The sequence below is a fragment of the Streptomyces sp. LE64 genome, from assembly GCF_052606915.1.
In genome coordinates this window covers 1,038,670-1,052,458 of record NZ_CP199708.1, presented here as the reverse complement: position 1 = coordinate 1,052,458, position 13,789 = coordinate 1,038,670, and the positions used below count along the sequence as shown (strand labels likewise).

The 13,789-nt window shown below is 72.0% G+C and carries 16 protein-coding genes; 13 read left to right on the top strand and 3 right to left on the bottom strand.

Annotated features, from left to right (window positions below; genetic code table 11):
• Positions 1–85 precede the first annotated feature (85 nt).
• The 3 genes from ACSMX9_RS04695 to ACSMX9_RS04685 all read right to left on the bottom strand — a co-directional run bounded on the left by ACSMX9_RS04695 (position 86) and on the right by ACSMX9_RS04685 (position 2,881).
• Positions 86–1,084, bottom strand: a complete 999-nt coding sequence (locus tag ACSMX9_RS04695) for a COX15/CtaA family protein (RefSeq protein WP_445400189.1) — start codon at positions 1,082–1,084, stop codon at positions 86–88.
• Positions 1,085–1,145: 61 nt separating this feature from the next.
• Positions 1,146–1,952: an ABC transporter permease gene (locus ACSMX9_RS04690; RefSeq protein WP_445400186.1), complete on the bottom strand. Its 807-nt coding sequence runs from the start codon at positions 1,950–1,952 to the stop codon at positions 1,146–1,148.
• Positions 1,949–2,881 (bottom strand): ABC transporter ATP-binding protein, encoded by a 933-nt coding sequence (locus ACSMX9_RS04685; RefSeq protein WP_445400184.1) that lies wholly within the window; start codon positions 2,879–2,881, stop codon positions 1,949–1,951. Before ACSMX9_RS04685 ends, ACSMX9_RS04690 begins: the two co-directional genes overlap by 4 nt.
• Before the next feature lie 193 nt (positions 2,882–3,074).
• Between ACSMX9_RS04685 and ACSMX9_RS04680 the strand changes: the two genes are divergently transcribed.
• The 13 genes from ACSMX9_RS04680 (at position 3,075) to ACSMX9_RS04620 (ending at position 13,784) form a co-directional block, all read left to right on the top strand.
• Positions 3,075–3,920 (top strand): helix-turn-helix transcriptional regulator, encoded by an 846-nt coding sequence (locus ACSMX9_RS04680; RefSeq protein ID WP_351244323.1) that lies wholly within the window; start codon positions 3,075–3,077, stop codon positions 3,918–3,920.
• Positions 3,917–5,338 carry a Fe-S cluster assembly protein SufB gene (sufB, locus tag ACSMX9_RS04675; RefSeq protein ID WP_445400182.1) on the top strand — a complete coding sequence of 474 codons (1,422 nt, stop codon included), beginning with the start codon at positions 3,917–3,919 and terminating at the stop codon, positions 5,336–5,338. Before ACSMX9_RS04680 ends, sufB begins: the two co-directional genes overlap by 4 nt.
• Positions 5,339–5,419: 81 nt before the next feature.
• Entirely contained in the window at positions 5,420–6,604 is a 1,185-nt protein-coding gene (sufD, locus tag ACSMX9_RS04670) for a Fe-S cluster assembly protein SufD (protein ID WP_445400180.1), read from the top strand.
• A complete protein-coding gene (locus ACSMX9_RS04665; protein WP_351244317.1) occupies positions 6,601–6,918 on the top strand; it encodes a non-heme iron oxygenase ferredoxin subunit in 318 nt (105 codons plus the stop codon). Before sufD ends, ACSMX9_RS04665 begins: the two co-directional genes overlap by 4 nt.
• A 7-nt stretch (positions 6,919–6,925) precedes the next feature.
• Positions 6,926–7,690, top strand: a complete 765-nt coding sequence (sufC, locus tag ACSMX9_RS04660) for a Fe-S cluster assembly ATPase SufC (protein ID WP_351244315.1) — start codon at positions 6,926–6,928, stop codon at positions 7,688–7,690.
• Positions 7,687–8,955: a cysteine desulfurase gene (locus ACSMX9_RS04655; protein WP_351244313.1), complete on the top strand. Its 1,269-nt coding sequence runs from the start codon at positions 7,687–7,689 to the stop codon at positions 8,953–8,955. Before sufC ends, ACSMX9_RS04655 begins: the two co-directional genes overlap by 4 nt.
• Positions 8,956–8,965: 10 nt before the next feature.
• Entirely contained in the window at positions 8,966–9,424 is a 459-nt protein-coding gene (sufU, locus tag ACSMX9_RS04650) for a Fe-S cluster assembly sulfur transfer protein SufU (RefSeq protein WP_351244311.1), read from the top strand.
• Positions 9,421–9,756, top strand: a complete 336-nt coding sequence (locus tag ACSMX9_RS04645) for a metal-sulfur cluster assembly factor (protein WP_351244309.1) — start codon at positions 9,421–9,423, stop codon at positions 9,754–9,756. Before sufU ends, ACSMX9_RS04645 begins: the two co-directional genes overlap by 4 nt.
• A 127-nt stretch (positions 9,757–9,883) precedes the next feature.
• Complete coding sequence (locus tag ACSMX9_RS04640; RefSeq protein WP_351244307.1) at positions 9,884–10,204, top strand: DMT family transporter; 321 nt, start codon at positions 9,884–9,886, stop codon at positions 10,202–10,204.
• Positions 10,204–10,743, top strand: coding sequence for a TetR/AcrR family transcriptional regulator (locus ACSMX9_RS04635; protein ID WP_445400178.1), 540 nt, complete (start codon positions 10,204–10,206; stop codon positions 10,741–10,743). Before ACSMX9_RS04640 ends, ACSMX9_RS04635 begins: the two co-directional genes overlap by 1 nt.
• Positions 10,744–10,820: 77 nt before the next feature.
• On the top strand, positions 10,821–11,810 hold the full coding sequence (gene dapD / locus ACSMX9_RS04630; RefSeq protein WP_445400176.1) for a 2,3,4,5-tetrahydropyridine-2,6-dicarboxylate N-succinyltransferase: 990 nt from the start codon (positions 10,821–10,823) through the stop codon (positions 11,808–11,810).
• Between the two features lie 178 nt (positions 11,811–11,988).
• Positions 11,989–12,609, top strand: a complete 621-nt coding sequence (locus ACSMX9_RS04625; protein ID WP_445400174.1) for a SigE family RNA polymerase sigma factor — start codon at positions 11,989–11,991, stop codon at positions 12,607–12,609.
• Entirely contained in the window at positions 12,606–13,784 is a 1,179-nt protein-coding gene (locus ACSMX9_RS04620; protein WP_445400172.1) for a hypothetical protein, read from the top strand. The genes ACSMX9_RS04625 and ACSMX9_RS04620 overlap by 4 nt, the downstream gene beginning before the upstream one ends.
• The last annotated feature ends 5 nt before the right edge of the window (positions 13,785–13,789 follow it).

Sequence of the window (13,789 nt, the reverse complement as noted above, 5' to 3'; positions counted from 1 at the left end):
CGGCCCCGGTGGGGCGGACGGACGCCGGTGGGGCCACCGGGGAACGCTCCCCGGCGGCCCCACCACAACGGCGTGCGGGCCGGCCTCAGACCGACGACAGCGCCGGGTCGGCCTGGGCCGGCACCCGGGACGGCTCCGGCGCCCGCTCCCGGAGCGCCAGCAACACCCGCAGGGTCGCGATCCACACCAGGCACGAGCCGAACATGTGCAGACCGACCAGCACCTCGGGCAGGTCGGTGAAGTACTGGACGTAGCCGATGACGCCCTGGGCCAGCAGCACCAGGAACAGGTCCCGGGTCCGGTCCAGCGGCCCCCGGGGCGCGTCCACCGCCTTGAGCACGAACCACAGGGCGAAGGTCAGCGACACCACGATCCAGGCGAGCACGGCGTGCACCTTGCTGACGGTCTCCCAGCCGACGAAGGTCATCCGCGGCACGTCGCTGGAGTCGCCGGCGTGCGGACCCGCACCGGTGACCACCGTGCCGACCGCGATCAGCAGCACCGTGACCACCACCATCACCCAGACCAACTGCTGGACGGCCTTGCCGACCAGCGGCCGGGGCGGTGCGTCGCCCTCGCGGGAGCGCTGCCACATCACCGTGGCCACCCCGATCAGCGCGGTCGACAGCAGGAAGTGCGCGGCCACCGTGTACGGGTTGAGGCCGACGAGGACGACGATGCCGCCCAGCACCGCATTGCCCATGACCAGCCAGAACTGCGCCCAGCCGAGCCGGGTCAGCGAGCGCCGCCAGGGCTTCTGCGAGCGGGCGGCGACGATCGCCCAGCCGACCGCCGCGCAGAGCGCGTAGGTCAGCAGGCGGTTGCCGAACTCGATGACCCCGTGCAACCCCATCTCACGGGTGGCGGTCAGCGAGTCGTCGGTGCACTTCGGCCAGGTGGGGCAGCCCAGGCCGGAGCCCGTGAGCCGGACGGCGCCACCCGTGACGACGATGACGACCATCATCACGAGGGCGGCCAGCGCGGCCCGCCGGACGATGTGGGGGGCGGGGGACCAGCGCGCGGCGATGTAGGCCAGCGGATTGCGGGCAGCCCCGGCGCTGTCGGGTCGGGTCCTGTTTGGCACATGCACATGGTAGGCGGCCGCTTGTGCACGGCTTCACGAGGGGCATGCGTAGGCCGGCCGGTCACTCCCAGCGGAAGAACCGGCCGGCGGCGGCGAGGGAGACGACGGCCCAGCCGGTGAGGACGCCCAGGTGGTCCCAGGGCAGCGCGGCGCCGTCCCGCAGCACCTCGCGCAGGCCCTCGGCGAGCGCGGCGATGGGCAACCACTCCAGCGCGGCCTGCGCGGCCGACGGGAAGGTGTCCAGCGGCACCACCACGCCACCGCCCACGAGCAACAGCAGGAACACCAGGTTCGCCGCGGCGAGCGTCGCCTCGGCCTTCAGCGTCCCCGCCATCAGCAGCCCGAGCCCCGAGAAGGCGGCGGTGCCGAGCACCAACAGCAGCAGCACGGTCAGCGGGTTGCCCTGCGGCGACCAGCCCAGACCGAGGGCGATCACGGTGAGCAGCGCCACCTGGAGCACCTCGACCACCAGCACGGAGAGCGACTTCGCGGTCATCAGCCCCCAGCGCGGCAGCGGGGAGACCGCGAGCCGCTTGAGCACCCCGTAGCGGCGTTCGAAGCCGGTGGCGATGGCCTGCCCGGTGAACGCCGTGGACATCACGGCGAGCGCCAGCACCCCGGGGGCGAGGAAGTCCACCGCCGGCCCCTCTCCGGTGTCCACCACGTCCACCGAGCTGAACAGGGCCAGCAGCAGTGCCGGGATGATCACCGTCAGCAGCAGCTGTTCGCCGTTGCGCAGTAGCATCCGGGTCTCCAGGGCGGCCTGCGCGGCGATCATCCGCGGCAGCGGGGCCGCCCCGGGGCGGGGCGCGAAGGTGCCGCGGCCCGTGCGCGGGCGCTCGGCGACGGGGTCGACCTCTGCGGTCATGGGCGCAGCTCCCTACCGGTCAGCTCCAGGAAGACGTCCTCCAGGGTGTGCCGCTCCACCGCGATCCGGTCCGGCATCACCCCGTGCTGCGCGCACCAGGAGGTGACGGTGGCGAGCAGTTGCGGGTCGATGGTCCCCGTCACCCGGTACCCGCCGGGGGCGGGCTCGTCGGCCGCGGAGCCCGGGGGCAGGGCCTTCAGCAGGGACTCCAGGTCCAGCCCGGCGCGTCCGCCGAAGCGCAGGGTGTTCTCCGCGCCGCCCCGGCACAGCTGCTCGGGGGAGCCCTGGGCGATGACCTTGCCGGCGTCGATGATCGCGACGTCGTCGGCGAGCTGTTCGGCCTCGTCCATGTGGTGCGTGGTGAGGACGACGCTCACGCCGTCCCCGCGCAGCTCGCGGACCAGGTCCCAGGTGGCGCGGCGGGCCTGCGGGTCCAGTCCGGCGGTGGGCTCGTCCAGGAAGACCAGCTCGGGGCGGCCGACGACGGCCATGGCGAGCGCCAGGCGCTGCTGCTGTCCGCCGGACAGCCGCCGGTAGGCGGTGCGTCCGCAGCCGCCGAGGCCGAGGCGCTCGATCAGCGCGGGGACGTCGAGCGGATGGGCGTGCAGCCGGGCGACGTGGCGCAGCATCTCCTCGGCGCGGGCCCCGGAGTAGACGCCGCCGGACTGGAGCATCACCCCGATCCGGGTCCGCAGCGCCGCGGCCTCGCGCTGCGGGTCCAGCCCGAGGACCCGGACGGTGCCGGCGTCGGGGGCGCGGTAGCCCTCGCACACCTCGATGGTGGAGGTCTTGCCCGCGCCGTTGGGCCCGAGCACGGCGGTGACGCCCGCCCCGGCGACCAGGTCGAGGCCGTCGACGGCGGTCTTGGGGGGTCTGGTTCCGTACCGCTTCACCAGGCCGTGGACCTGGAGGACGGGCTCGCTTCGCATGAGGCGCAAGTCTAGGGAGGCGCGCGGGGCGCCGGGGCCGGGGGGTCGGTCGCGGTGACCGGCGCACGACCGGCGGAGCCGTGCGCCCCATAGCAGACGGGCGGCGGTTAGGTAAGCCTTAGTGACGGATGCCACCGACCCGGCTGACCTCGGCTGCTTGTCCGTCTTCGGGGAATTACGCAACAATGGCGTTGTGAAAAACGTCGGCGAGGCCCGGACCGCTCCCCAGGGGGCGTCCCAGGAGGACCCCGCGACCGGTGAGCGCTCCACGCGCAACCGCGTCGCGCGCTCGATCCTGGACCACGGCCCGTCGACGGTGGCCGCCCTCGCGGGCCGGCTCGGCCTCACCCAGGCCGCCGTCCGTCGCCATCTGGACGCGCTCCTCGGCGACGGTGTCGTCGAGGCGCGCGAGCAGCGAGTGTACGGGGCCCGTACCCGTGGTCGACCTGCCAAGGTGTTCGCCCTGACCGACTGCGGTCGGGACGCCTTCGACCAGTCGTACGACAAGCTCGCCACCGACGCCTTGCGCTGGATCGCGCGCACCGCGGGCGGCGGAGCCGTCGGCGAGGCCGCCGTCGCCGCCTTCGCGCGGGACCGGATCGCCAACCTCGCCGAGGCGTACCGCGCCGCGGTCGAGGCCGCACCGCCCGAGAAGCGCACCGAGGCCCTGGCGAGGGCCCTCACCGAGGACGGGTACGCTGCTACGGCGCGCAGCGCGCCCGGCCGTCAGCGCGGCGAGCAGTTGTGTCAGCACCACTGCCCGGTCGTCCACGTGGCGGAGCAGTACCCACAGCTGTGCGAGGCCGAGACGGAGGTCTTCTCCCGTCTCCTCGGGACCCATGTCCAGCGGCTGGCGACCATCGCCCACGGCGACGGCGTCTGCACCACGTACATCCCCCACGCGCCGGACGCGTCGGGCGCCCCTGCGGCGCCCGGTCCGACCGGGCCGAGGGAGCCGCCGGAGCGGACGGCCCCCCGCACACCACCCCGAACAGAGCGTCACCCATCAGCAAGCACGGCCGGGAGGAACCCCGCATGACTCTCCCCACGGAGACTGCCCACCCCGAACTCGAGGGGCTGGGCACGTACGAATACGGCTGGGCGGACTCCGACGCAGCCGGGGCCGCCGCCAAGCGCGGCCTCAGCGAGGACGTCGTCCGGGACATCTCGGCCAAGAAGGACGAGCCGGAGTGGATGACCAAGCTCCGCCTCAAGGGCCTGCGCCTGTTCGAGAAGAAGCCCATGCCGAACTGGGGCTCCGACCTCTCCGGCATCGACTTCGACAACATCAAGTACTTCGTGCGCTCCACCGAGAAGCAGGCGGAGTCCTGGGAGGACCTGCCCGAGGACATCAAGAACACCTACGACAAGCTCGGCATCCCCGAGGCGGAGAAGCAGCGGCTGGTCGCCGGTGTCGCCGCGCAGTACGAGTCCGAGGTCGTCTACCACCAGATCCGCGAGGACCTGGAGGAGCAGGGCGTCATCTTCCTGGACACCGACACCGCGCTCAAGGAGCACCCGGAGCTCTTCAAGGAGTACTTCGGCACCGTCATCCCGGTCGGCGACAACAAGTTCGCCTCGCTCAACACGGCCGTGTGGTCCGGCGGGTCCTTCATCTACGTCCCCAAGGGCGTGCACGTGGAGATCCCGCTCCAGGCGTACTTCCGCATCAACACCGAGAACATGGGCCAGTTCGAGCGGACGCTGATCATCGTCGACGAGGACGCCTACGTCCACTACGTCGAGGGCTGTACCGCGCCGATCTACAAGTCCGACTCGCTGCACTCCGCGGTGGTCGAGATCATCGTGAAGAAGGGCGCCCGCTGCCGCTACACGACGATCCAGAACTGGTCGAACAACGTCTACAACCTGGTCACCAAGCGTGCCGTGGCCTACGAGGGCGCGACCATGGAGTGGGTCGACGGCAACATCGGCTCCAAGGTCACCATGAAGTACCCGGCCGTGTACCTGATGGGCGAGCACGCCAAGGGCGAGACCCTGTCCATCGCCTTCGCGGGCGCGGGCCAGCACCAGGACGCGGGCGCCAAGATGGTCCACATGGCCCCCAACACCTCCTCGAACATCGTCTCCAAGTCGGTGGCCCGGGGCGGCGGACGCACCTCCTACCGCGGTCTCATCGAGATCGGCGAGGGTGCGCCGGGCGCCAAGTCCAACGTGCTCTGCGACGCGCTGCTGGTGGACACGGTCTCCCGCTCGGACACCTACCCCTACGTCGACGTCCGCGAGGACGACGTGTCGATGGGGCACGAGGCGACCGTCTCCAAGGTCTCCGAGGACCAGCTCTTCTACCTGATGAGCCGCGGCCTCACCGAGTTCGAGGCGATGGCGATGATCGTGCGCGGCTTCGTCGAGCCGATCGCCAAGGAGCTGCCCATGGAGTACGCCCTTGAGCTGAACCGGCTGATCGAGCTCCAGATGGAGGGCGCGGTCGGCTGACCCGGCCGCCCGCCCGCACGGGGCCCGCGCCGGGCCACCACCGCGTCACGTCTTCACCAGAAAGCGAGCACCAAGACAGCCATGGCTGAGGCTCAGAACACCCCGGTGGGGTCCACCACCGCCGGCGCCATCGCCGTGGCGGCGGAGTCGACCGTCGCCACCCGCATGAGCGCCCCGCCGTCCTTCGACGTGGCGGACTTCCCGGTGCCGCACGGCCGGGAGGAGGAGTGGCGGTTCACCCCGCTGGACCGGTTGCGCGGGCTGCACGACGGCACCGCCGTCGCCACCGGTTCCGGCGTCAAGGTCGCGATCAACGCCCCCGCGGGCGTCACCGTCGAGACCGTGGGCCGGGACGACGCCCGCCTCGGCCGCGCCGGGACGCCTGTGGACCGGGTCGCCGCCCAGGCGTACACCGGCTTCGAGACGGCGACCGTGGTGACCGTCGCCCGGGAGAGCGTCCTCGCCGAGCCGATCCGGATCACGGTGCACGGCGAGGGCGGCACCTCCTACGGGCACCAGGTCGTGGAGCTCGGCGCCTTCGCCGAGGCCGTGGTGGTCGTCGACCACACCGGTGACGCGGTGCTCGCCGCCAACGTGGAGTACGTCCTCGGCGACGGCGCCAAGCTCACCGTGGTCTCGGTCCAGGACTGGGACGACACGGCCGTCCACGTGGCCCAGCACAACGCGCTGCTCGGCCGGGACGCCTCCTTCAGGTCCGTGGTGGTCACCTTCGGCGGCGACCTGGTCCGCCTCCACCCCCGGGTCGCCTACACCGGCCCGGGCGGTGCGGCCGAACTCTTCGGGCTGTACTTCACCGACCGCGGGCAGCACCAGGAGCACCGCCTGCTGGTCGACCACAACACCCCGCACTGCACGTCCAACGTCGTCTACAAGGGCGCGCTCCAGGGACAGGACGCGCACGCGGTGTGGATCGGCGACGTCCTCATCCAGGCCGCCGCCGAGGGCACCGACACCTACGAGATGAACCGGAACCTCGTCCTCACCGACGGCGCCCGGGTCGACTCGGTGCCCAACCTGGAGATCGAGACCGGTGAGATCGTCGGCGCCGGACACGCCTCCGCCACCGGCCGCTTCGACGACGAACAGCTCTTCTACCTGATGGCCCGCGGCATCCCGCAGCACGAGGCCCGCCGCCTCGTGGTGCGCGGCTTCTTCGCCGAGCTGGTCCAGCAGATCGGGCTCCCCGATGTCGAGGAGCGGCTGATCGCCAAGATCGAGCAGGAGCTGGAGGCGTCCGTCGCATGACGTACGTACGTGCCTGCGGGCTGAGCGAGCTGGAGGACGACACCCCCATGCGGGTGGAGCTCGACGGCACGCCCGTCTCGGTCGTGCGCACCGAGGGCGAGGTGTTCGCCATCCACGACATCTGCTCGCACGCGAACGTCTCCCTGTCGGAGGGCGAGGTGGAGGACTGCCAGATCGAGTGCTGGCTGCACGGCTCCAGCTTCGACCTGCGCACCGGCAAGCCCTCCGGCCTTCCCGCGACGCGCCCCGTCCCCGTATACCCCGTCAAGATCGAAGGGGACGATGTGCTCGTCTCCCTCACCCAGGAGTCCTGAGACACCCATGGCAACGCTTGAAATCCGAGACCTGCACGTCACCGTCGAGGCCGACAACGCCACGAAGGAGATCCTCAAGGGCGTCGACCTCACCGTGAGGCAGGGCGAGACGCACGCCATCATGGGCCCCAACGGCTCCGGCAAGTCGACCCTCGCCTACTCGCTGGCGGGTCACCCCAAGTACCAGATCACCGGCGGCACCGTCACCCTCGACGGCGAGGACGTCCTGGAGATGTCCGTCGACGAGCGGGCCCGCGCCGGCCTCTTCCTCGCCATGCAGTACCCGGTCGAGGTCCCCGGAGTCTCCGTCTCCAACTTCCTGCGCACCTCCGCCACCGCCATCCGCGGCGAGGCCCCCAAGCTGCGGACCTGGGTCAAGGAGGTCAAGGAGGCCATGGAGCGCCTCAACATGGACCCCGCCTTCGCCGAGCGCAACGTCAACGAGGGCTTCTCCGGCGGCGAGAAGAAGCGTCACGAGATCCTCCAGCTCGAACTGCTCAAGCCGAAGGTCGCCATCCTCGACGAGACCGACTCCGGCCTCGACGTGGACGCGCTGCGCGTGGTCTCCGAGGGCGTCAACCGCGTCCGCGAGACCGGCGAGGTGGGCACCCTGCTGATCACCCACTACACCCGCATCCTCCGCTACATCAAGCCCGACCACGTCCACGTCTTCGCAAACGGGCGGATCGTCGAGTCCGGCGGTCCCGAGCTCGCCGACAAGCTGGAGAACGAGGGCTACGAGGCGTACGTGAAGGGAGGCGCGTCCGCGTGACGACGGCCCGACAGGGGCTCTCCGGTCTTCTCGACACCGAGGCGCTCCGCAAGGACTTCCCGATCCTGGACCGCGTGCTCCACGACGGGAAGAAGCTCGTGTACCTGGACAACGCGGCGACCTCGCAGACGCCGCGGCAGGTGCTCGACGTGATCGCCGAGTACTACGAGCAGCACAACGCCAACGTCCACCGCGGCGTCCACGTGCTCGCCGAGGAGGCCACCGCGCTGTACGAGGGCGCCCGCGACAAGGTCGCCGCCTTCATCAACGCACCCAGCCGCGACGAGGTGATCTTCACCAAGAACGCCTCGGAGTCGCTGAACCTGGTGGCCAACATGCTGGGCTGGGCCGACGAGCCCTACCGGGTGGACCAGCACACCGAGATCGTCATCACGGAGATGGAGCACCACTCCAACATCGTGCCCTGGCAGCTGCTCTCGCAGCGCACCGGCGCGAAGCTGAAGTGGTTCGGCCTCACCGACGACGGCCGGCTCGACCTGTCCAACCTCAACGAGGTCATCACCGAGAAGACGAAGATCGTCTCCTTCGTGCTGGTCTCCAACATCCTGGGCACCGTCAACCCGGTCGAGGCCATCGTGCGCCGCGCCCAGGAGGTCGGGGCGCTCGTCCTGATCGACGCCTCCCAGGCGGCTCCGCACATGCCGATGGACGTCCAGGCGCTCCAGGCCGACTTCGTGGCCTTCACCGGCCACAAGATGTGCGGTCCCACCGGGATCGGGGTGCTGTGGGGACGCCAGGAGCTCCTGGAGGACCTGCCCCCGTTCCTCGGCGGCGGCGAGATGATCGAGACGGTGTCCATGCACTCCTCGACCTACGCCCCCGCCCCGCACAAGTTCGAGGCGGGCACTCCGCCGATCGCCCAGGCCGTGGCGCTGGGCGCGGCGGTGGACTACCTGAGCGGCATCGGCATGGAGCGGATCGCGCAGCACGAGCACGCGCTGACCGAGTACGCCGTCCGACGCCTCCAGGAAGTGCCCGACCTGCGGATCATCGGCCCCACCACGGCCGAGGACCGCGGCGCCGCGATCTCCTTCACCCTCGGGGACATCCACCCGCACGACGTCGGCCAGGTGCTCGACGAACAGGGCATCGCGGTCCGGGTCGGCCACCACTGCGCACGGCCGGTCTGCCTGCGGTACGGAATTCCCGCGACCACCAGGGCGTCGTTCTACCTGTACTCCACTCCCGCCGAGATCGACGCACTGGTCGACGGGTTGGAGCACGTACGGAACTTCTTCGGCTAGGGGTCACACGGTGAAGCTCGATTCGATGTACCAGGACGTCATCCTCGACCACTACAAGCACCCGCACGGGCGTGGTCTGCGGGACGGCGACGCGGAGGTGCACCACACCAACCCGACGTGCGGCGACGAGATCACGCTCCGGGTCAAGTACGACGGGCAGCGGATCGCCGACATCTCCTACGAGGGCCAGGGCTGCTCCATCAGCCAGGCCAGCGCGTCGGTGCTCAACGACCTGCTGGTGGGGAAGGAACTCGCCGAGGCCCAGGAGATCCAGGGCGTGTTCCTCGAACTGATGCAGTCCAAGGGCCGGGTGGAACCGGACGACGAGATGGAGGAGCTCCTGGAGGACGCGGTCGCGTTCGCCGGGGTCTCCAAGTACCCGGCACGGGTGAAGTGCGCCCTGCTGAGCTGGATGGCCTGGAAGGACGCGACGGCCCAGGCCCTCGCGGAGGAGGCGAAGACCGCATGACGGACAACGACACCCTGATGAAGCCGGCCTCGGAGGAGGAGGTCCGCGAGGCGCTGCTGGACGTGGTCGACCCCGAGCTGGGCATCGACGTGGTCAACCTGGGGCTGATCTACGGCGTCCACGTCGACGAGGCGAACATCGCCACGGTCGACATGACCCTCACCTCGGCGGCCTGCCCGCTCACCGACGTCATCGAGGACCAGGCGAAGTCGGCCACCGAGGGCCTCGTCAGCGAGCTGCGCATCAACTGGGTGTGGATGCCGCCGTGGGGCCCCGACAAGATCACGGACGATGGCCGTGAGCAGCTGAGGGCGCTGGGCTTCAACGTCTGAGCCCGAGCCGCTCCGTACGCCCGACCGAGGGGCGCCACCGCGATCCGGTGGCGCCCCTCGTGCGTGTCGGGACCCGGGCGCGGGCCGTTGCGTACGGGCGTACGCAACGATGTGTACGATCGTACGCATGGGATTCGTCTTCCTCGCCGGCGCCATCGCCTTCGAAGTCCTCGCCACCACCTCGATGAAGTACAGCGAGGGCTTCACCAGGCTGTGGCCCTCCGTGCTCACCGCCGGCGGCTACCTCGTCGCCTTCGCCCTGCTGGCGCAGTGCCTCAAGACCATGTCCGTCAGCACCGCCTACGCCGTGTGGTCCGGCGTCGGCACCGCCGCGATCGCCGCCATCGGCATGGCCTTCCTCGGCGAGACGCTGACCGCCGCGAAGATCGGCGGCATCGCCCTCGTCATCGCCGGCGTCGTACTGCTGAACCTCGGCGGGGCCCACTGATGGCCCGCCGTCACGACCCCGGCCGGCGGCAACGGATCGTCGACGCCGCGATCCGCGTCATCGGCGCCCGGGGCGTCGAGGGGCTAAGCCACCGCACCGTGGCCGCCGAGGCGGACGTCCCCCTCGGGTCCACCACGTACCACTTCGCCACCCTGGACGAGCTGTTGGTGGCGGCGCTGCGCCAGGTCAACCGGTCCACCGCGGACCTCTTCGACCAGGCGCTCTCCGCCACCGGCTCCCAGGACGAACTCGCCGCCGGCATCGCCGCCCTGATGGGGCGGTGGCTGCACCGGGAGCGGACCGGCGTCGAGCGGGAGTACGAGCTGTACCTGGCCGCCCTGCGCAAACCCGGGCTGCGGCCGGTGGCCGCCGAGTGGACCGAGCACGTCACCGGGCGGCTCGCCGAACGGACCGACCCGGACACCGCCCGGGCCGTGAGCGCCCTGGTGGACGGCCTCTTCCTCCAGGTCCTGCTGACCGAGGTCCCCTACGACGAGGCGTACGCCCGCGAGATGCTCCGCCGCCTCCTGCGCGCCTGAGGCCGATCCGTCGCACGGCCGGGCGCGGACCGGGCACCGGTTCGCCTCACCGCCGCCCCGCCCGTTAGGTTTCCCCCATGACCGACACGACTGCTGCACGCACCACCGGCGCCGCCGCCGCCGGGCTCGCCACCGTCACCCCCGACGGGACCGTCCTCGACACCTGGTTCCCCGCCCCCGAGCTCACCTCCGAGCCCGGCCCGGCCGGGACGGAACGCCTGAGCGCCGAGCGTGCGGTGGAACTCCTCGGCGTGGGCGCCGCGCGCGCCCTCGGCGCCGACGCCCGGCGCGGCGTCGAGGTCATCGCGGTCCGCACGGTCATCGCCTCCCTGGAGGACAAGCCGCTCGACGCCCACGACGCCTACCTCCGTCTGCACCTGCTCTCGCACCGGCTGGTCAAGCCGCACGGCCAGAACCTCGACGGCGTGTTCGGACTGCTCGCCAACGTCGCCTGGACCTCGCTCGGCCCGGTCGCCGTGGACACCATCGAAACGGTGCGGCTCAACGCCCGCGCCGAGGGCCTGCACCTCCAGGTGACCTCGATCGACAAGTTCCCCCGCATGACGGACTACGTGGTCCCGACCGGCGTGCGGATCGCCGACGCGGACCGGGTCCGCCTCGGTGCCCACCTCTCGGCCGGCACCACCGTGATGCACGAGGGCTTCGTCAACTTCAACGCCGGCACGCTCGGCACCTCCATGGTCGAGGGCCGCATCTCGGCGGGTGTCGTCGTGGGCGACGGCTCCGACATCGGCGGCGGCGCCTCCACCATGGGCACCCTCTCCGGCGGCGGCAACGTCATCATCTCCATCGGCGAGCGCTGCCTCGTCGGCGCCGAGGCCGGCGTCGGCATCGCCCTGGGCGACGAATGCGTCGTGGAGGCCGGCCTGTACGTCACCGCCGGCACCCGGATCACCCTCCCCGACGGGCAGGTCGTCAAGGCCCGCGAACTCTCCGGCGCCTCGAACATCCTCTTCCGCCGCAACTCGGTGACCGGTGCCGTCGAGGCCCGACCCAACAACGCCGTCTGGGGCGGACTCAACGAGGTCCTGCACAGCCACAACTGACGCGCGCCACACGGGCGGTCCGTGCGGACGGGGGCTCCCGTCCGCACGGACCGCCCGGTCGTTCCCGGGGTGCCGCGCGTTTCCGGGAACGACGGGGCATAGCCACCCGCCCGTCCACCCGTCCTCGACAACGGGACGGCACCGCCCGGCGTCGTCCCGTCCACACGGGAAGGCGGAGATGGACGCTGCAACAGAAGAGGCGTTCCGCACGTTCGTGGCGCACCGGTCCGCGGCGTTGTTGAGGACCGCGGTCCTCCTCAGCGGGGGCGACCGGCACGCCGCCGAAGACCTCCTCCAGGGCGCGCTGCTCAGGGCGGTGGGCCGCTGGCACCGCATCGAGGACCACGAGGCGTACGTGCGTCGCACCCTGTACCGCCAACAGGTCAACCGCTGGCGTCTGAAGTGGCCCCGCCGGGAGACCGTGGTCCCCGAACTGCCGGACGGCGCCCCCGGGACCGAGGACGCCCACGCCACCGTGGAGCTCCGGATCGTCCTGCTCAAGGCCCTCGCCCGGCTCACCCCCCGGCAGCGCAGCGTGCTGGTGCTCCGGTACATCGAGGACCGGCCGGAGGTTGAGGTCGCCCGGTTGCTGGACTGCACGGTCGGCACCGTGCGGTCCACCGCGCACCGCTCGTTGGCCCGGCTGCGCGTGCTCGCCCCCGACCTGGACGTGCTGTCCGGCGCGGCCGAACTCCCGGACGAGCCGCCGCCCGCCGCCGTCCGTCCCGTCCGACCGGCGCCCCGTCGCGGGTCGACCGCGTCCCCCGCCGGCGCCGCACCCGTGGAGGCGAGGCCGTGAACCTCGAAGAGCTGCTCAAGAACGCGCTGCGGGACGACCCGGCCCACCGGCCCGCGCCCGCCGACCTGGCCGATCGGGTGCTCGCCGCCCGTCGTCGGCGCGCCCGGGTCCGGACCGCGACGGCCACCGCCGCCATCGCGGCCGTCGCCGGACTCGGCCTCACCGCGACCCAGGGGCTGCCCGGCTACCCGTGGGGCGCCCAGCCGGCCTCCGCACGCGGCGATTCGCCGCTGCTGGCCCGCCCCGACCAGTCCCCGCCCCGCGAACTGGTCGCGGCCGGCGACGTGGCGCTCGGCGCCCACTACACCGTCACCACCCGCACCGACCGCGACGGCCGCACCGTCGAGGACCGCGCCTACCGGCTCCTCGACCGCACCAGCGGCACCTACCGCGCGGTCGGCTGGTCGTACGTCGACGTCGCCCCGGGGCTGCGCACCGCCGCGGTCCTCGCGGGCGAGTTGCCGACGCGCCGGATCGGTCTGGTCGACCTGGACACGGGGGAGGTGACCCGTTGGCTCACCGCGCGCCATCCGGTCGCCGCCGTCGCCTTCTCGCCCGACGGACGGCGACTGGTGGCGACCCGCTACGCCCGTGACCCCGCGGTGCTGCGCACCGCAGCGGGCCCCGCGGAACTCAGCCGGACCGGGTTCGGCGTCATCGACACCGGCTCCGGCACCCAGCGGTGGCACACCGCGGAGCCGACCGTGGACGAGGTCGCCGCCGGTGCCGGTGGTGACCAGGTGCGCGCGGACTTCGACTGGAGCCGGGACGGACTGCACGTGCACGTGCCCCGCACCGACCTCGGCTACGCCCGCCACGACCCCTCGAACGGACTGCCGCCCTCCGACGTGGGCGCCCGTCACCTCGACGGCACCCCCGCGCGGTCGAGGACGCTCGCCGAGGCGTTCGCGCTGGACGCCGGCGACCCCGTCCCGGCCGGGCCCGGGACGGCAGCTCCCGCCGGCGGCGGACAGCGGCCCGAGGCCCGGCCCCTGGCCTGGCCCGCCCGCGGCCAGGTGATCACCTGGAGCTGCGCACCGAAGTCCTGTGCGGACCCCGGGGCCACCGGGCGGCTGGTCCTGGTGGACGTGGCGAGGGGCACCGCCGCCCCGCTGAGCGGCACCGGGCCGCGGCAGGGCGAGGGGCGGTGGGAGCCGGTCTTCGCACCGCGCTGACCGGC